The following is a 16,389-nucleotide window of genomic DNA, read 5'->3' on the forward strand; positions in this document are numbered from 1 at the left end:
TGGAAGCTGGGCGGATGGCTCGATATGGATTCGGAACGGTTGGAACTCTCCACCATGCTGCTGCTTGCCGTGCTCGGGGGCATGACCTACGAGGCGGTGGCCCGCGAGCATGGCATGACGCGCACCGGGGTCGAGCGGCGCGTCAAGGCGCTCGTGCTCCGGCTGGTCCGCGAGATCGGCGTCGAGGGCCTCAACGAGAGCCGCGCGGTGTTCGTGCGCACGCTGCGCGCGCACCGGCTGGCCATCGAGTCGGCCCTGCAGCGGTATGGGCCCATGGCGCCGGCCGGGAAGACGGATGCGCCCGTGATCCTCTCGGACGAGGACATCCAGGCCGCCATGCGGCGCGCGCGGCTGCACACGGCGACACCCGAGCGGGACGTGGCCATGGTGTGGATCCTGCTCGCGACCGGAGCGCGGCCCCTCGAGGTCGCGCGCATGCAGGTGCGGGACTACCTGAACGACGATGGCACCGTCAGGCTGCATTCCGAGGTCCGCGCCGAGGTGGCGGTGAACCGCCGCAGCCGCCCCCTGTACTTCACCAGCGTGCCGGCGCGCGAGGCCATCGACGCCTATCTCGCGGTGCGGGCCCCGGGATCCGCCGGGGCCCAGCCGCTGGCTTACCGGGGGCTGGACCCGGTGCAGGCACTCTTCCTGACGCAGGAAGGCGCTGCCTTTCCGATAGAGCGCATTCCGACCGCATCGGGCATGCGCTACCTCTGCGAGGAGATCCACTATGCCTATCGCAAGATCTTCCGGCGGATCGGCATCCCCGGCCTGTCGGCGCAGAACGTGCGCCACACGGTGATGCACCGCCTGGTGCGCCGGGGCGCGGACGAGGAGCAGATCGGCGAGCTGCTGGGGATCCGCGACGTGCGGCCGCCCCGGTGCCCGCGGCCGAGCCTGGAGCAGCTCATGGAGGGGCTGGTCTAGGGGGCGTGCTCGCTGCCCGGCAAGTCCCGGTTGCTCGCGGAGCGTTCACCTACGCCGCGGGGCCCGGCGCCCTGCGGCATGGCAGGAGGGTGGGGTCCGGCCTGCAGGAGTGCCGACGGCGCATGCGGGCAGCGTGACGACTGAGACCAGGATCGGACCGGGGACCGATGGCGGTCGCACCGGGGTGCGATTTGCCATGGCGAGGCGCGGCCGTTCGCACAACGGTCGAACTTTGCGTGAACATGGCAGTCCCACCGTCCCGGGAGTGCATGACGATGCTTCGTTGCGGCAACCAGATACGCCTGACCCGGCGCGAGGCCGAGGTCTTCAAAGAGATCACCGACTTCGAGCCGGCGGACATCCGCACGCTCGCCGATCTCGAGCGCTATGTCGCGCAATGCAAGGGCTACTACCATGGAACGTCGTATGCCACTGCCTTTCTGCACTGGCTCATCGACGGACAGCTCGACGCATGCGTCGGGCGTCCGGATGCGCGCCAGGGCGGCCGCTGAGGCGGTAGCGGCGTCGGCGGCGTCCGGCTGAAGGACGGGGCCTCACATTCCGGCCCGCGGCCATGGCGAACCGGGGGTATCCGGGAGGCGGTCAGCGCGCGCGAATGTCACTTATAGAGGGTGCACTCATAGCGAGTGCGCTTATAGCGAGTGCTCTCATATCGAGTAGCTCCATAGCAAGTGATCCGATAGCGTACGGATCAAAGGAGTGCTATGGAACTGGAATACGACCCCCTCGTGTGCTTTGGGCGCCACCTGGCAGCGACGCGCCGCAACGCCGGGGTGTCGCAGGAGGCGCTGGCCTACGACAGCGGCATGTCGAGGAGCTACCTCAGCGAGATCGAACGAGGCTTGCGCAACGTGGCGCTGCGCAACATCTGCGTGCTTGCAGAGACCTTGAGGGTTCCCCCGTCGGCGCTGCTGGAGTTTGACCGCACACCCTCCGCCGACAAGGCGCGGCGCAGTCCCAAGCAGCGCAGTGGCGCGCGGCTGGGCGACGAGGTGGCCACGAAAGGCGGGAGAACGGGGTTGGAGCGCGGAAAGAAGGGCAGGGCGGGGTGAGTGCGGCGTTTGTTGGCGCGCCAGCCCGCTGTCCAGTCGGGGCCGGGCGAGCGCCGATGCGCCCGTGCGCGCCGCATGGGCGGCGCGCAGGGCGTTCGGTCTCTGGCGGGCGGCGGGCTCAGCCTGCCGCCGATGGCCGCACCGCCGGGGCGGTGTCCTCTGCGGCGAGCGCGTGCGTGCCCGTGTCGGTCTTGTCCGCGGCCTTGCGGGCGCGTTCCCTGAAGGACTTCTCTGCCTGGGCGTAGGCGTCACTCTCCATCAGGCGCCTGACCTGGGGCGCTGCGGGCTCTTCTTCCATTTCCGGCAGGCAGGCCACGGCGACGTTGCGGCCTTGGCCCAGCGTCTCGGCGACCGCCCTCGGGAACGAAATGAACACGGCCCGCAGCAGGCTGCGCACGGCCCTGCCGATGCGGCGGTTGCGTGTCTCGCGGCTTTCATGGAGCCGGATGCAGCGCTGGCAGCACAGGTACAGGCCGCGATGGCGGCGCCGGAGCGTCTCGTCGCGTTCGAGTTCCGTCAGGATCTCCGCGGCGAGGGTCTCATCGCGGCGCACTTCGGGGTAGAACTCCACCCAGATCTTCTCTTCCTGCCGCTCGATGGTTTCGAGCCGGTGACGGGCAGGGGACTTCTCTTGGGGCATGGCTAAGCCTCCCGTGGTTGGTGTTGAACATCGGAGGACGCAGGGCCGCCCGGCGTGGCCGCGGAGGATCGCGAACGGCGCGGCGGCGGCGCCGTGCGTGCAGCGGGCTGCAGGCTTCAGCGCCGGAAACCCGAACGCGCCTGTTCGGCGATCCTCATCCATCGGCTGGCGATCCGTTCAAGGTACGCCAGGTCATCTGGTTCGATGTCGCCCAGCCTGCGCCGCTGGACGATCACGGCCCTCACGAGCCCCGGGTCGTCCTTCGCGAGCTGGACGACCGTGGCTGCGATCTGCCTGCGGTAGCGGTCGATCATGCGATCAGGCCTGGGCCGTGGCAGACTCGGCCTGGTCTTGCCGGGGAGCTTGCGCCGCCGTGCCGGACCAGGGCTTGAACAACATCGGAATCCGGCGGGGGGCCGGGAGCTGCGCGGCGCGCGACCCGGATCCGCCCAACAGCACGCACACGGCGCGCTGGGCTCTCATCACATTCGTGATCATGGTGTCCTCCTTCCATGAAAAAAGGGGGACACCGCTCCCCATGCCGGGGAAACATGTTCCCCGTCTGGGATGCCTCAGCGGGGCCGAGGCGCTTTGCGGCGATACCTGGCGGCACGCCATGAACGCCTGCGCCCTGGCGGGTGCGGCACTCGCTCTGGGCCGCATGGCGCAGCGACCGAAGCCGCTGCCCCATCCGGCACGCAGTGGCGCGCCTCAAGGAGAGGACGCGCCACGGTTCGCGGTCCGGCGCAAGGCCGGACCGGGTCTCTGGTCATTCGCATGACCGGGCCGGACGGATCCGGCGCACTGCAAGGCGAGTAACGATCGCGACGCCAGCGAGGCTGGACTTCATTGGGCCTGCGTGCAGGCCCCGATGAAGGCTGGGTGGACTCGATGCCCACGGGTAGCCATGGCACTATCGGTCCGCTTGGCCGCAGGCCGCAAGCGGGGCGCGGACACGCGCCACGTTTCCGTTCCGAAGGGCACGCGGCAGCAAGCGCTTCGGGGTGGCGACGAGCGACGCACCGTGCGGCGGCCGGGCGGGGGACCCGGACCCGCGGACGGACGGACCCACGGGCCGCCGGGTCCCGCCAGCCCATGCGCCGGTCCTGGAGGGGCTGGCAACGCGCCTGCGCCAGGCCGGGCCGCGGGGCGATACGATGCGCGGGGCCGGGCCCGCCCCGCATTCTTCCACTCCATGTCTCGCGAGCGATATGCCACAGGCGCTGCACTATCCCACCATCGAATTCAACGATCTCGACGCGCTCAAGCGCTCGCTGCTGGTCTGGGACCGCGTGCACCGCATCGTTCCCGGCGGATACGTCCCGCAGGACCCGCCGGAGGTGGCGACGGCGGTGGCCGAAGGGGTCATCCTGAACCTGGCCGTCGATGCCGCGGAGAAGTCGAGCGCGGCCCACCGCTTCCTGGACTTCTACGCGCTGCGGGAGTCCCAGCGGACCCGCCTGGCCTGGCCCGCCGGCTTCTCTTCCGAGGCGTTCACCCGCATCAATCCGGACAAGATCGACGCCAAGCTCCTGCCGCTGTTCGAGCAGCTGGCGCAGCGCCTGACCGCCGACGGCTTCCTCGAGGTGCCCCACGAGCATGCCGGCGGCTACATGTTCTACCTGGCGGCCTCGGTGGCGCAGCGCCGCGCGCTGGAGCTGACCACGGACTCCTCCGACTGCTGGGCCGTCGGGACCTATTTCGCGAACGACGGGGCCTTCACCGAGGCGGTTTCCGACGAGCGTGCCGACGCCTACCTCGCGAACCTGGCGGTCGTCGATCTTCTTCCCAGGGACCTCGCCGAGGTGCCCATCGACACCATCCTGCGCTACCGCGAGGACACGGTGGAGCTCCGGCATGCGTTTCAACGGGAGCTGCAGCAGCTGCAGGCGGAGATCTCCCGCTGCAAGAACAAGCAGCACGCCCGCTACATCGTGGCGGACTTCGTGCGGCGCTTCGAGCGGGCGAAGGCGGAGTACCGGGCGTCGCTGGGCTTCTTCCGGAAGGAGGGCGTATACAGCATCCTGTCCGTGGGGCTGCCCGTCGCGGCTGCCTTCCTCTCGCTCCCGGGGCTCGGGGGCGGCGGTCCGTACACGCCGTTCGGGCTGGGCGTGGGCACGCTGGCGGGCGCCGTGGCGGCCCTCGCGACGCGTGAACTGGTCCGCAAGCCGAAGTCGGTGGGGTCGTACCTGGTCGACGCCGAGCGGCTGACCCGCACGCCGAGCCTGCTGCTGCACCGCAAGTTCGAGGAGTTCATGAACGACTAGGGTCCCGCCGCCCTTGCTTCCGGTCGGCGGGGGCGGAGGGTAGGGGCGCGGCACAGGCGCCGCTAGGCCGGGGCCGGGGCCGGGGGCGGGGGCTGGTCGATGCGTTGCGCGTAGCGAAAGCTCAGGCTTTGCTGCTCTCCCGACACGGCGGCCGTTCCGCTGAGGTCGCGCACGCGGGCCTGGCTGCGGCCGTAGGCCTGGACATGGCCGGCCGTCCCGCCAATGTGCGGAAAGAAGGGGACCTCGCAATGGCCTTGCTCGATGAGCGCGCGGTCCTGGTCGTGCATCGGGAGCACGATCTGGTGCAGCACGTTGGAGAACTGCAGCACGAAGATCAGGTAGGGGCAGTCGGCATGGCCGGGGCGCCGGCGCAGCAGGGCGTACTGGAACTGGTCATTGGGCATCGGGCCCGGAAGAAACTGCTCCAGCAGCCGCAGCGGGCGGTAGGGATAGCTTTCGAAGGTGTGCGCGGGCGCCAGGATCCAGCGTTTCAGGTGATCGCATTCACCCGCCTCGGGCTCGGGCATGACGGCCAGCGCCATCTTGACGAGGCATTTGAAGACGCCCATGGGCACGTAGGGCTGGCGCTCGAGCTGCAGCGTGACGGTGCGCGTCTCCTCGTCCAGGCGGTGGCGCGGGTCCTTCTCTCCGAGGCGGATCGCCAGGTTCCGAGGGCCCCGCGCGTCGATGCGCATCTGGTGGTCGCGGGACTTGAACGAAGGCAGCCCCTTGCCCGTGACGCGCCCGGTGGCGCGCATGGGCAAGGTCCACTTGGCGTAGTCGTCCTCGACCATGCGCGCGAAGTGCCGGTTGCACGCGTCGCACTCCCGGCGGTCGATCAGGGCCTTGTTGCCGATCTGCTCCGGAAACGCATGGGCCTTGTCCCGGAAGGACGTCTCGGGGTCGGTCCTGCCGCAGTAGCGGCACCGCCGCGGCGAGAGATCGCCGCCGAGGTACTGCGGCCTGGACGTGGAGCGCAGGAGGCCATGCGCGATTTCGTCGTAGCGCTCGTCATACCACCGGGCCGCGGCTTCGTTCTCCCTGGTCGCGGCGGAAGCGTCCCCGCTCTCCTCGCGCAGCACGATGGCGGCGGAGTCCGGGTGGCGCGCGAGGTACGTGGCCAGGCATTCGGCGGTGCGCGGCACGAACACGACGTCGGTGAGGCCCGCCGTGGCCGCGAGTTCCTCCAGCAGATCCGGGTCCACGCCGGCGGCGAGCAGCGGTCCCGGCAGCCGGCCGACGCGGATCCGCTCCGTGACCAGGTAGAGCACGTGCCCCTCGAGGTCGCAGCGGTTGTCGCGCTCGAGCAGCCCGAGCGCGTCGGCGTCGCAGAGCCCGTCCAGCAGTTCCCGCAGGGTCTTCTTGCACGGGGCCGCGATGCCCATGTCGATGGCTCCGCGCTGGGCGAGCAGGTAGGAGCAGGTCAGCCACCCGGCGGCCAGCGCCGCGGGCTGCTCCGAGAGCGCGGGCGTGTGGATGCGGCGGGCGGCCGCCGTCGGGCGGCCTGGGGCGGGGCTGGGCGATGAAGGCATGGAGCGGAATCCGGGATGCGCCGCGCAGACCAGCTGCTCTTGCACCGTTCCTTCCGGCGCACCCCCTTTTGCGCCTATCGTAGCGCGGCTGTCGTGCTCCGCCGGGATGCGCGGGCCGCGGTGGCGGCGTGTGCCGGTCGCCGGACGCCGCGGACAGCGGGCCTGGCGCCGGGCGGACAGCGACATGGCGCCGATATCGCCTCGATTTCAGCGGCATTCCGGCTTGCGCCGCGCCGCATGGCGGCCGACGATGGGGCAAGCCATCCCTTCGCCCATGGACATCCAGCGGTTCGCCATCGCCGGCAGCGAATTCGATGCGGACGATCCCCGTCTGCAGGAGGCGCTCGCGCTGGCCTACGAGTCGCCGCAGCGGCCGCGGTGCCTGTGCTGTCCCGAAGGGGTGGAGATGTATGTCGCGCGCCACCGACAGTTCGTGCTCAAGCGCATGCCGGGCTCGGGAGGGCGGCACCATCCCGGATGCCCGTCCTACGAGCCCGATGCGCACCAGTCCGGCCTCGGCGAGCTCCTGGGCGAGGCCGTCGTCGAGTCCAGCCCGGGATGCTTCGAACTGCGCGTGAGCTTCCCCTGGAGCCGCGTGGCGGGCCGCGCGGTGCCGCGCGGCGAGGCGCAGGATACCGCCGAGGTGGCCGTCGGGCGGCGGCGCATGACCCTGCGGGCGCTGATGCACTTCCTGTTCCAGAGCGCGGGCTTCAACCGCTGGTCGCCCGCCATGGAGGGCAAGCGCAACCAGGGCGTCCTGCACAAGTACCTGCTGGAGGCCTCCGAGAGCATCACCATCCGGGGCGTGGCGCTGGCCGAGCGGCTGTACGTGCCCGAGCCGTTCTCGGAGAGCGGGCGCGAGGAGGCCGCGCGGCGGCGCAGGGAGAAGCTGGCCGTGCTGCATCCACGCGAGGGGCAGAGCCCCCTCGCGCTCGTGCTCGGTGAATTCAAGGCGTGCGACGCGACGGCGCTCGGCCGCCGGCTCTGGATCAAGCATGCGCCGGATGCCCCCCTGCTGGTGGCGACCCGGACCTGGGAACGCATCGAGCGTGCGTTCGCCCCGTTGTTCGAGGCCTGCGACGCCGACACCGGCAGACGGGTCCACCTCGTCATCGCGGCGCTGATCCGGGCGCGGCGCGAGCACACCTACGAGGTCGACGCGGCGAGCCTGATGCTCACCAGCGAGCAGTGGATTCCCGTGGAGGGCGTGCACGAGCTGGGCCTGCTGCATGCCCTCGTCGCGCAGCGCCGGCGCTTCGTCAAGCCGCTGCGCTACGACGCCCGGACGGCGGCCGCCTTCCCCAATGCGCTGCTGCTGGACGCCGGCGGCCAGCCCCTGCCGCTGCACGTGGTCAGTGCCTTCATGCCGGCGAAGGACCGCGCGACGAAGGAGAAGATGGCGCAGGCCGCGGGTGCGTGGATCTGGCGCCTCGACGAGCCCATGCCCGCGTTGCCAGAGGCGCGTTTGGCGCCGCCGGGGGGCGGCATGCGGGCGCTGCGCGGGGCGGGGCCGTGAACGGAGGGCAGGCGGGCCGGACGGCCTGGGTCCATGGGCCTACTTGCGCGGGAGCATGCCGGAGACGATCAGCGTCAGCGCGGCGCGCAGGTCGCGCAGCCCGCGCGCCATGCTGGGATGCGGGTGGGAGCGCAGCCACAGGTCCAGCTCTCCGTAGAACACGGAGCGCACGACGCGCGTCGCGAGCATCGGGTCCACGGTGCTGGCGAGCTCGCCCGAACGGATCGCGGCCTCGAACAGGTTGCTGAGCTCCCGCTGCACGATCTCCTTGCGCCGGTCCACGCTCACGCTTTGCGGCGTCGGGCCGATGTCCGCGTTGCCGCGCTCATGCAGCTTCAGCAGGCCGATCGGGGCCTCGGTGCTGAAGAAGCGCAGGAAGGGCTCGTACCAGCGCAGCAGCCGGTCGATCAGCGGGCCGGGCTTCTTGACCGCCGCCGAGGATTCGGCGAGGACGTCGTCCATGTCCTCGTTGAACACGAGAAACAGCAGATCGCGCTTGTCCTGCGCGTAGAGGAAGACCGTCGCGTGCGAGACCTCCGCGAGCTGGGCGATCTCCCGCGTGGTCGCGCCGTCGAAGCCCTTCGAGATGAACACGCTGCGCGCCGCGGTCTTGATGCGATGCAGCTTGTCCTGCTTGTGGCGTTCGCGCAGCCCGGCGGGCTTGTGGGGCTGCGGCTTGACGCCCGGCGCCTTTGCGCCGCGACGCTGTGCCTTTGCCGGTGACCTGGAGGGAGCGGGATTGGAGGAAGCCATGTTCTGTGGTGGAGCCGGCCGGGTGGGGCCATGACTGGGGTGGGAAAACGGTCCAAGGGGCCTGGGCCGGCAAGGCCCGCCGGCCGCGGGCGGTGGCGACCCCTCTAGGCGATCGCCCGCTCGCGCGCGCGGTCCTCGCCGAAGAGGTCGAAGACCACGCCGCGCAGCCACTGGTTGACGGGGGAGCGGTGCACCTTCGCATGCCAGAAGGCATTGATCGAGATCTCGGGCAGGGCCACGGGATGCGGCCGGGACGTCAGGCCGAACGGCTCGGCGAGCCGGTCGGCGAGCTTGTCCGGCACGGTGGCGATCAGGTCGGTGCGCTGCAGGATGTGGCCGACGCTCACGAAATGGGGGATGGTCAGGCGCGTGGTGCGGTCGACGCCGGCCCGGCGGATCAGCTCGTCCACCGTGCCGTGGCCGGTCCCTGCCGAGACGATCACGAGGTGCTGGGCGGCCTTGATGTCGGCCAGCGACAGCCGCTTCCGGTCCAGTGCGTGGCCCTGGCGGAACAGGCAGACATAGTGCTGCCGGAACAGCCGCCGCTGGAAGAAGCCCGCCTTGAGCTGGGGCAGGAGACCGATGGCGAGATCCACCTTCCCGGACTCCATGTCGTCGCGCAGGTTGACGGCGGTGTTGCGTACCGTGTTCAGTGTGGCGCCCGGCGCTTCGCGGGTCAGGCGCTCCACCAGCGCGGGAAGGAAGACGATCTCGCCGATGTCGGTCATCCCGATCGTGACCGGACGGTTCAGCTTCGCCGGGTCGAAGTCATTCTGCTGGTTGATGCCGCTGTGGATCATCGCCAGGGCGTAGCCGACCGGCTCGGCCAACTGCTCGGCGAAGGGCGTGGGGACCATCCCGGAGGAAGTGCGCAGGAACAGTTCGTCCCCGAACAGCCGGCGCAGCTTGGCCAGGGAGTTGCTGACGGCGGGCTGGGTGAGGTTGAGGTTGTCCGCGACCTTGGAGACCCGCCGCTCCACCATGAGCTGGTGAAACAGCACCAGCTGGTTCAGGTCGATGTCAGAGAGCTCCAAGGGATGTCCTCTCCACCGGGGTCGTGATGGACGCGGGCCTGCGCGCGGGCCGCGCGGCGCAACCCGTCCCGGCCCGCGTTCCGGCAGCCCCATGCTTCGGGCCGCCACTGTTTCTGCTGCTCAAGATGCTGTCTCCGTTGTGGACCCCAGGGGCCCTTATCACATGAACTGACTAGGATTATAAATAACCATGCTCATGTAAAGGATGAATCGGGCTGGGCGGAAGTTTTTGCGGCGTGCGCATCGGGGCGCAGGGCAGGGCGGGGCCGGCGGGGCCGGACAACGCAGAGTGATGGCGCGCAAAGGGCCTGGATGCGCGCAGCGGCGCGGGCTGGCGCGGGACGGCGGGTGGCCTTGCATCGCCCTGCGGCGGGGAGAGCCGGTGCCGCGCAGGCGGGTTCCGGGGGCGGAAGCGGGGCAACATCATTCGGAGTGATGTTGCACATTCAAGCGATTCTATTGGCTGATCTGCTGCGGGAGTCAATCATGGCGTTTGTTCGGTGCATAACAAAAAGCCAGCCCCACGCAGCATGGAAGTCCTCGTTCAGCCCCTCAATCGTGTCGTCCAGGTCGAGCCTGGGGCGAACCTCCTCGACGCCTTGCGCGCACGGATAGGAAATTCAACCGCATGAGGCCAAGTATGGCACGAGTTTTGGGCCTCGAAACACGTTCGGCCAAGGAAGGTTGAGCGCTCGCTTGCCGCTCAATGGCAAGAGCTTGGGAGGCAGTATGCATTTGGGCCTGGCGCGCGCGCAGCTGCTTCCCCGCAGCGATGGATACCGCCGCTTCACTGGGTCACCAATTGACGCGCTGGTCTACCTCGTCGGGTTGAGCTGCCAGATCCCAATCCGGCTCGCCTTGCGCACCATCATCCACCGGCGCGTCGCAGCCCTCCCACAGCGGTGGCCCGCGTGCCGGGGTGATGTGCGGGGGGGCAGACTCCACCCCGATGTGGTTCAGGATGTGGCGGATTTCGGCGCTGTGGGTGATGAAGGCAATGATGCGCATCTGCCCACCGCACATGGGGCACAGCAGCGGAAATGCCTCGTAGATGCGGGCAATCAGCACCGCCCACAAGTAATGCGCCGCTCGCTTCGGGCGTGCTTCAGGTTCGGGTGTGGGTGTGGCCGCGTTGCCCGGCGCCGCCACCCCAGGTACGCCCGCGCCAGGTTGTGCAGTCTCCACCGTGGCTGGTTGCGACGCAGCAGGCTGAGCCAGCGCCGTTACCGCCGCTCTCAGCGGCGAGTTTGGTGCCAGCACACCAAAGTAGCGGTGCCGGTGGGTGCGTGGCGGTGGCACCAGCGCGGCGATGCGGTCGATCAGTTCCAGCGGTGTGAGGTGCAGCTCATCTGCCTTGGCACCACGCTTGTCACTGGTGGGCTCGCTGCGCTGTTTGGCACAGCGGTACACCAGTTTGCTTCCCTCTTTGCGTAGGCGCTCCATGGAAAACGGTGGACGCGCGCAATAGCGCAGCAGCCGCTCCAGCGCAGCGCGGTCGTGGGCTTCGATGCAGACACCGGCGTCCACCGAGAAGCCGCTGTGTTTGTAGCCCAGCATGTCTTTGGCGTCACAGTTCTCCAGCAGGCCCCGAGCAACGAAGGCGCGCAGGATGCGTTTTTGCAGTGTGGTCTGCACTGGGGCCACGGTAGCCGCATCGATGCCGGTGGCCGCGTGAAAGATGACACCCGGCGATGAGATTCGAGGGGTCGCATCAGCATCGCCCTCGCCCTCCACTTCCTCAAACACCCCGTCCACCACACAAACGTGGAAGTGGACGTGTTCATTGAGGCTGGAGCCGAATCGGTGAATGAAGGCGATGGCACCGATGTGCAGGCCTGCCTTGTCCATATGGGCCGCACCGGGGCTGTGGGTCTGCAGAGTTTGTGCGATCACCCGCAGAAAGATGCGCAGCACCATGCTCAGCACCGCTCCGTCGCGTTGCATGAAGTACCGCAACCTCTTGGGCACGGAGAGCACCCACTGGCGCACCGGCAGGCGGGGGAAAACGTGGTCGCTCAGGTGTGCCGCCGTCTCCACCATCCGCCGCGTGGTGCACGAGGGGCAGACTCCCCGGCCTTTGCAGGAGAAGGCTACAAAGTAGTCGTGCCCACAGTCGCCGCAGCGAGCGCGGGCAAAGCCATGGGCAAAGATGCCGCACTCAAGATACTTGGCAAACGCTTTGCGCACGAAGGGCTTGGGGGTGTGGTGGTCGCCCTGGCCGTCGAACTGACCCGCGCTGGCCAACTCTAGCCAGCTGGCCTCGCTGGTGGCCGCATCGGCTCGTCCGGCCAGTTTCTTGACTTCGCCGGCCACCACGCTGAAACCCCGACCTGCCGGCCCGGCCCGGCTGGCTTCAATGGCCGCGTTCATGGCCAGCAGATTGGTTTGCTGGGCGATGGATTGGATGGTGGCGACGATGTTTCCGATCTGGGTTGCTTTGGCCTGCAGTTCAGCAAACACCTCGGAGGAGCCCATCACATGCACCTGCAGGCTGAGCACCGCACTTTCCAGGCGCTGCGTCGCGTTGGCGCTGTCGTTGATGCGCTGGCCCGAGGCCTGCGCCAGGGTGGTGGCGCTTGCCATGTCGGCCAAGCAGTGCGCGAGTGAATCGCTCAGTGCCCGGGTGTCTTGGGCCAGCTTGCTCAGTTGTGTCGCTTCGATCTGGGCTGGCGCCGAGTGTGGCGCCGGCTGTGGCGCTGGTGGGGGTGCTTCGGCCGGTGGCGGAACGGCAGGTGCCTGCAGCGCCATCCGCTGCCGCCCCGTGGGCCAGGCCAGCGCAGTGAGACACAGCGCCACCAGCCCGTGTAGGTAGCGGTGCGGCGCAGAGGTCTGTGGCGCGACCACTGCGCCCAGCGACAGCAGCCAGGCCATGGCCCAAGCGAGCCGCAGCCAGAACGCGCTGGCCTTCTTGGTCGTACGCATAGACGCATTCCTGTTGGGTGCCGGGCCGCCCGGGCAGGCGGTCCGTCGCACTTGGGGCCCAGTGTTAAGCGCACTGGGTACCCAACCACCGAAAGAGCGGGCGATCAAGCCATGACAAGGGCCCGGTTGATGCGATCGCCTATGTAGTGCGCTAGCGCATACACCGTCTGCGAAGGGTTGTAGCTACTCGAGGCAGGCAACAAGTTCGCATAGACGGCGGGTGCAGGGGCATCGCAGATGCCCCTTTCAGGGCGCACAACTGAAGGTCACAGCCGACGCCTCGGCTATCAGCCTGTCAGCGTCAGGCCTGAGCATGACGCGATCAGTGACGTTTTGGTCTGTTAAAGCGCGAAACTGGGCAAGATAGTTTGCTGGGCTACCGTAGCGAGAACACATCTCAGCGTCACTGAAATTGACACTGGATCCCGCCAACTGGCAAAAGAGGCTGCCACTGTTGGTTCCTAGGTTCATGGCCCTCGGAACGTCGAACAAGGCGGTGCGAAGTCCTCCCACAACCCGGTTGTCTGTGCCACGCTCAAATACACCGCCGCTGCCATAGACATAACGTGGCACTGAAGCAGGTGCTTGACCGCCACCGACCCAAGTACTGAGTGCAGAGAGTGCCGCCGACAAAATCGGGCCGTTCGGTACCTGACTCCATAGGGGTAACGTAGCGCAGTTGCCCGACTCGATCACGTTGGTTAGAGAGATTGCAGTACCTGCGCCATTGCGAAAGACACCATCACGCAATGTGCTTGGATCAATGTACCCCGTCAACTCAGCCAGCGATACATGCGACGCACCGGCAAGTTCCCACCAACGATTGTCCGCATCATCTGCCTGCGGTGGACCAGCCAGGGTGGCACTGAACTCTGTGCCCACAGACAGAACCTTGACGCCCACATCGGCCCGAAGCTGTGTGCCTCGGTCATACAGAAGGAAGCCTTCGTAGACCTTATGAAGGGGATGAATGGTGTTGTGATATCTCTCCAACTTCGCCGCCGACTGCGACTCACCAGCTGCAAGCACCCGCCTTACTTGCAAGCCCGGGAGCAATGTGGACGATCCCTTCTTTAGGGCCTGGCCGATCTGTGACATCACATCCCAGGCCAGGACATCCCCACCTGCCTGCACACCGCCCGCTGGGTCAATGTCAGTGCCCGTCTTTGGATCAACGTTTGGTGCATCGAGTGAAATGATCCCATAACGGGTTGAATTCCATCGCCGTAGCGTTTGAGCGCCAACGCGCTGAGCGGTGACGCCAACATAGGCGTACCCCTCACGCGTAATCAAGTCATGGGTGGCGCCGAAGACAACGTCGAGATCTTGCCCCGTGGTGACATTCAGCCACTCCACCACGACAGTGCCATTAAATTTTGCAGGGTCAGTGGGTGCACGGACCACAACACGGGTCGTATAGGGGTGCCCGCTGTCGATCACCTCCGCATCCGTCATGGGGTTGCTGATCCGATAGCGGCTGGCTGTTCCGCGAACGTAGAACTCCTTTTCAGAATAATTCGCGGCCTCCAGCGAGACTGGGCTGGCATTGAAGGTGGTTCCACCCGCTGTAATGGCCTCTATCGATGGAACAGGCACGCTGCTGCTGGTGTTGTCTTGGGAACCGCTACCGCCGCCGCAACCCCCTGCCAGTGCGGTTGCCAGGAGAGACGCCCAAAGGAATCGCAGTCGTTTGTGTGTAGATTTCATGCATGTCTCCGTTGAATATTTTGCAAATGGGCGCCCCGCCCATCCATGTCGGGATTGGCCGCTTCTGTGTGAGGGGGGGTGCTCTGTGCCTTCAGACTGGGGATGCTCTTTTACGGGCTCCAGTGATCCCGTCCAAGATGTAGTGCGCCAGTGCGTACACCGTCTCCGAAGGATTGTAGCCGATACGGATAGGAAATTCAACCGCATGAGGCCAAGTATGGCACGAGTTTTGGGCCTCGAAACACGTTCGGCCAAGGAAGGTTGAGCGCTCGCTTGCCGCTCAATGGCAAGAGCTTGGGAGGCAGTATGCATTTGGGCCTGGCGCGCGCGCAGCTGCTTCCCCGCAGCGATGGATACCGCCGCTTCACTGGGTCACCAATTGACGCGCTGGTCTACCTCGTCGGGTTGAGCTGCCAGATCCCAATCCGGCTCGCCTTGCGCACCATCATCCACCGGCGCGTCGCAGCCCTCCCACAGCGGTGGCCCGCGTGCCGGGGTGATGTGCGGGGGGGCAGACTCCACCCCGATGTGGTTCAGGATGTGGCGGATTTCGGCGCTGTGGGTGATGAAGGCAATGATGCGCATCTGCCCACCGCACATGGGGCACAGCAGCGGAAATGCCTCGTAGATGCGGGCAATCAGCACCGCCCACAAGTAATGCGCCGCTCGCTTCGGGCGTGCTTCAGGTTCGGGTGTGGGTGTGGCCGCGTTGCCCGGCGCCGCCACCCCAGGTACGCCCGCGCCAGGTTGTGCAGTCTCCACCGTGGCTGGTTGCGACGCAGCAGGCTGAGCCAGCGCCGTTACCGCCGCTCTCAGCGGCGAGTTTGGTGCCAGCACACCAAAGTAGCGGTGCCGGTGGGTGCGTGGCGGTGGCACCAGCGCGGCGATGCGGTCGATCAGTTCCAGCGGTGTGAGGTGCAGCTCATCTGCCTTGGCACCACGCTTGTCACTGGTGGGCTCGCTGCGCTGTTTGGCACAGCGGTACACCAGTTTGCTTCCCTCTTTGCGTAGGCGCTCCATGGAAAACGGTGGACGCGCGCAATAGCGCAGCAGCCGCTCCAGCGCAGCGCGGTCGTGGGCTTCGATGCAGACACCGGCGTCCACCGAGAAGCCGCTGTGTTTGTAGCCCAGCATGTCTTTGGCGTCACAGTTCTCCAGCAGGCCCCGAGCAACGAAGGCGCGCAGGATGCGTTTTTGCAGTGTGGTCTGCACTGGGGCCACGGTAGCCGCATCGATGCCGGTGGCCGCGTGAAAGATGACACCCGGCGATGAGATTCGAGGGGTCGCATCAGCATCGCCCTCGCCCTCCACTTCCTCAAACACCCCGTCCACCACACAAACGTGGAAGTGGACGTGTTCATTGAGGCTGGAGCCGAATCGGTGAATGAAGGCGATGGCACCGATGTGCAGGCCTGCCTTGTCCATATGGGCCGCACCGGGGCTGTGGGTCTGCAGAGTTTGTGCGATCACCCGCAGAAAGATGCGCAGCACCATGCTCAGCACCGCTCCGTCGCGTTGCATGAAGTACCGCAACCTCTTGGGCACGGAGAGCACCCACTGGCGCACCGGCAGGCGGGGGAAAACGTGGTCGCTCAGGTGTGCCGCCGTCTCCACCATCCGCCGCGTGGTGCACGAGGGGCAGACTCCCCGGCCTTTGCAGGAGAAGGCTACAAAGTAGTCGTGCCCACAGTCGCCGCAGCGAGCGCGGGCAAAGCCATGGGCAAAGATGCCGCACTCAAGATACTTGGCAAACGCTTTGCGCACGAAGGGCTTGGGGGTGTGGTGGTCGCCCTGGCCGTCGAACTGACCCGCGCTGGCCAACTCTAGCCAGGTCTCGTAGTGCTCGGCTACCATTTGGTAGAGCAGCGTGCGTTCGGGGTGGCGTGGGTTGTAGAGCTTGGGCTTGGAAGTGGCTGACATGAATACTGTACAAATGCACAGTATTCTGCGGCGATTGTTTGGGTACGCAAAGCACAAGGCCCGAACCGTCGCCAGTTCGGGCCTTGTCAGGGTAG

The 16,389-nt window shown here is 67.3% G+C and carries 13 protein-coding genes and 2 pseudogenes; 5 read left to right on the plus strand and 10 right to left on the minus strand.

The features are described 5' to 3' along the window. Positions 1–54: 54 nt before the first annotated feature. The 3 genes from GWK50_RS06255 (at position 55) to GWK50_RS20075 (ending at position 2,003) form a co-directional block, all read left to right on the plus strand. A complete protein-coding gene (locus GWK50_RS06255; protein ID WP_059400299.1) occupies positions 55–930 on the plus strand; it encodes a site-specific integrase in 876 nt (291 codons plus the stop codon). A 269-nt stretch (positions 931–1,199) separates the two neighbouring features. Next, positions 1,200–1,442: a hypothetical protein gene (locus GWK50_RS06260; RefSeq protein ID WP_242455311.1), complete on the plus strand. Its 243-nt coding sequence runs from the start codon at positions 1,200–1,202 to the stop codon at positions 1,440–1,442. 213 nt (positions 1,443–1,655) lie between these two features. Continuing rightward, positions 1,656–2,003: a helix-turn-helix transcriptional regulator gene (locus GWK50_RS20075; RefSeq protein WP_082136761.1), complete on the plus strand. Its 348-nt coding sequence runs from the start codon at positions 1,656–1,658 to the stop codon at positions 2,001–2,003. 118 nt (positions 2,004–2,121) lie between these two features. Here the strand turns inward: GWK50_RS20075 and GWK50_RS06270 are convergent, their stop codons facing one another. The 3 genes from GWK50_RS06270 to GWK50_RS06280 form a co-directional block, all read right to left on the minus strand. Next, positions 2,122–2,643, minus strand: coding sequence for a hypothetical protein (locus GWK50_RS06270; protein WP_059400300.1), 522 nt, complete (start codon positions 2,641–2,643; stop codon positions 2,122–2,124). Between the two features lie 116 nt (positions 2,644–2,759). Beyond that, on the minus strand, positions 2,760–2,957 hold the full coding sequence (locus GWK50_RS06275; RefSeq protein WP_059400301.1) for a hypothetical protein: 198 nt from the start codon (positions 2,955–2,957) through the stop codon (positions 2,760–2,762). Between the two features lie 4 nt (positions 2,958–2,961). Beyond that, positions 2,962–3,141 (minus strand): hypothetical protein, encoded by a 180-nt coding sequence (locus GWK50_RS06280; protein ID WP_139222803.1) that lies wholly within the window; start codon positions 3,139–3,141, stop codon positions 2,962–2,964. 713 nt (positions 3,142–3,854) lie between these two features. On the opposite strand from GWK50_RS06280, the gene GWK50_RS06285 reads away from it, so the two are divergent. After that, complete coding sequence (locus GWK50_RS06285; protein WP_059400303.1) at positions 3,855–4,910, plus strand: DUF6236 family protein; 1,056 nt, start codon at positions 3,855–3,857, stop codon at positions 4,908–4,910. Positions 4,911–4,972: 62 nt separating this feature from the next. Here the strand turns inward: GWK50_RS06285 and GWK50_RS06290 are convergent, their stop codons facing one another. Beyond that, the gene (locus tag GWK50_RS06290) at positions 4,973–6,442 is read right to left on the minus strand and encodes an HNH endonuclease (RefSeq protein ID WP_092939579.1); all 1,470 of its coding nucleotides are present in this window, start codon (positions 6,440–6,442) and stop codon (positions 4,973–4,975) included. Positions 6,443–6,716: 274 nt separating this feature from the next. Here GWK50_RS06290 and GWK50_RS06295 point away from each other — a divergent pair, with 274 nt between their 5' ends. Next, a complete protein-coding gene (locus GWK50_RS06295; protein ID WP_059400444.1) occupies positions 6,717–7,958 on the plus strand; it encodes a DUF1173 family protein in 1,242 nt (413 codons plus the stop codon). Between the two features lie 39 nt (positions 7,959–7,997). On the opposite strand, the gene GWK50_RS06300 is transcribed toward GWK50_RS06295, so the two are convergent. The 6 genes and pseudogenes from GWK50_RS06300 to GWK50_RS06320 form a co-directional block, all read right to left on the minus strand. After that, positions 7,998–8,711 (minus strand): TetR/AcrR family transcriptional regulator, encoded by a 714-nt coding sequence (locus GWK50_RS06300; protein WP_059400305.1) that lies wholly within the window; start codon positions 8,709–8,711, stop codon positions 7,998–8,000. Between the two features lie 104 nt (positions 8,712–8,815). Further along, entirely contained in the window at positions 8,816–9,745 is a 930-nt protein-coding gene (locus GWK50_RS06305) for a LysR family transcriptional regulator (protein ID WP_059400306.1), read from the minus strand. Positions 9,746–10,540: 795 nt separating this feature from the next. Next, positions 10,541–12,001: pseudogene (locus GWK50_RS06310) on the minus strand (IS91-like element ISPps1 family transposase); the annotation flags it as partial. A gap of 9 nt (positions 12,002–12,010) precedes the next feature. Then, a pseudogene (locus tag GWK50_RS20080) lies at positions 12,011–12,667 on the minus strand (methyl-accepting chemotaxis protein); the annotation flags it as partial. Between the two features lie 246 nt (positions 12,668–12,913). After that, positions 12,914–14,374 (minus strand): alpha/beta hydrolase domain-containing protein, encoded by a 1,461-nt coding sequence (locus GWK50_RS06315; RefSeq protein ID WP_162015739.1) that lies wholly within the window; start codon positions 14,372–14,374, stop codon positions 12,914–12,916. Positions 14,375–14,746: 372 nt separating this feature from the next. Next, positions 14,747–16,294: an IS91-like element ISPps1 family transposase gene (locus GWK50_RS06320; protein WP_011117152.1), complete on the minus strand. Its 1,548-nt coding sequence runs from the start codon at positions 16,292–16,294 to the stop codon at positions 14,747–14,749. Positions 16,295–16,389: the final 95 nt, after the last annotated feature.

It is taken from the genome of Acidovorax sp. 210-6, assembly GCF_010020825.1.
GTDB lineage: Bacteria > Pseudomonadota > Gammaproteobacteria > Burkholderiales > Burkholderiaceae_C > Simplicispira > Simplicispira sedimenti.

Excerpts from the sequence above, each read along its gene's own strand:
- GWK50_RS06255 (WP_059400299.1), top strand. The coding sequence starts at position 55 with ATGCTGCTGCTTGCCGTGCTCGGGGGCATGACCTACGAGGCGGTGGCC.
- GWK50_RS06260 (WP_242455311.1), top strand. The coding sequence starts at position 1,200 with ATGACGATGCTTCGTTGCGGCAACCAGATACGCCTGACCCGGCGCGAG.
- GWK50_RS20075 (WP_082136761.1), top strand. The coding sequence starts at position 1,656 with ATGGAACTGGAATACGACCCCCTCGTGTGCTTTGGGCGCCACCTGGCA.
- GWK50_RS06270 (WP_059400300.1), bottom strand. The coding sequence starts at position 2,643 with ATGCCCCAAGAGAAGTCCCCTGCCCGTCACCGGCTCGAAACCATCGAG.
- GWK50_RS06275 (WP_059400301.1), bottom strand. The coding sequence starts at position 2,957 with ATGATCGACCGCTACCGCAGGCAGATCGCAGCCACGGTCGTCCAGCTC.
- GWK50_RS06280 (WP_139222803.1), bottom strand. The coding sequence starts at position 3,141 with ATGATCACGAATGTGATGAGAGCCCAGCGCGCCGTGTGCGTGCTGTTG.
- GWK50_RS06285 (WP_059400303.1), top strand. The coding sequence starts at position 3,855 with ATGCCACAGGCGCTGCACTATCCCACCATCGAATTCAACGATCTCGAC.
- GWK50_RS06290 (WP_092939579.1), bottom strand. The coding sequence starts at position 6,442 with ATGCCTTCATCGCCCAGCCCCGCCCCAGGCCGCCCGACGGCGGCCGCC.
- GWK50_RS06295 (WP_059400444.1), top strand. The coding sequence starts at position 6,717 with ATGGACATCCAGCGGTTCGCCATCGCCGGCAGCGAATTCGATGCGGAC.
- GWK50_RS06300 (WP_059400305.1), bottom strand. The coding sequence starts at position 8,711 with ATGGCTTCCTCCAATCCCGCTCCCTCCAGGTCACCGGCAAAGGCACAG.
- GWK50_RS06315 (WP_162015739.1), bottom strand. The coding sequence starts at position 14,374 with ATGAAATCTACACACAAACGACTGCGATTCCTTTGGGCGTCTCTCCTG.
- GWK50_RS06320 (WP_011117152.1), bottom strand. The coding sequence starts at position 16,294 with ATGTCAGCCACTTCCAAGCCCAAGCTCTACAACCCACGCCACCCCGAA.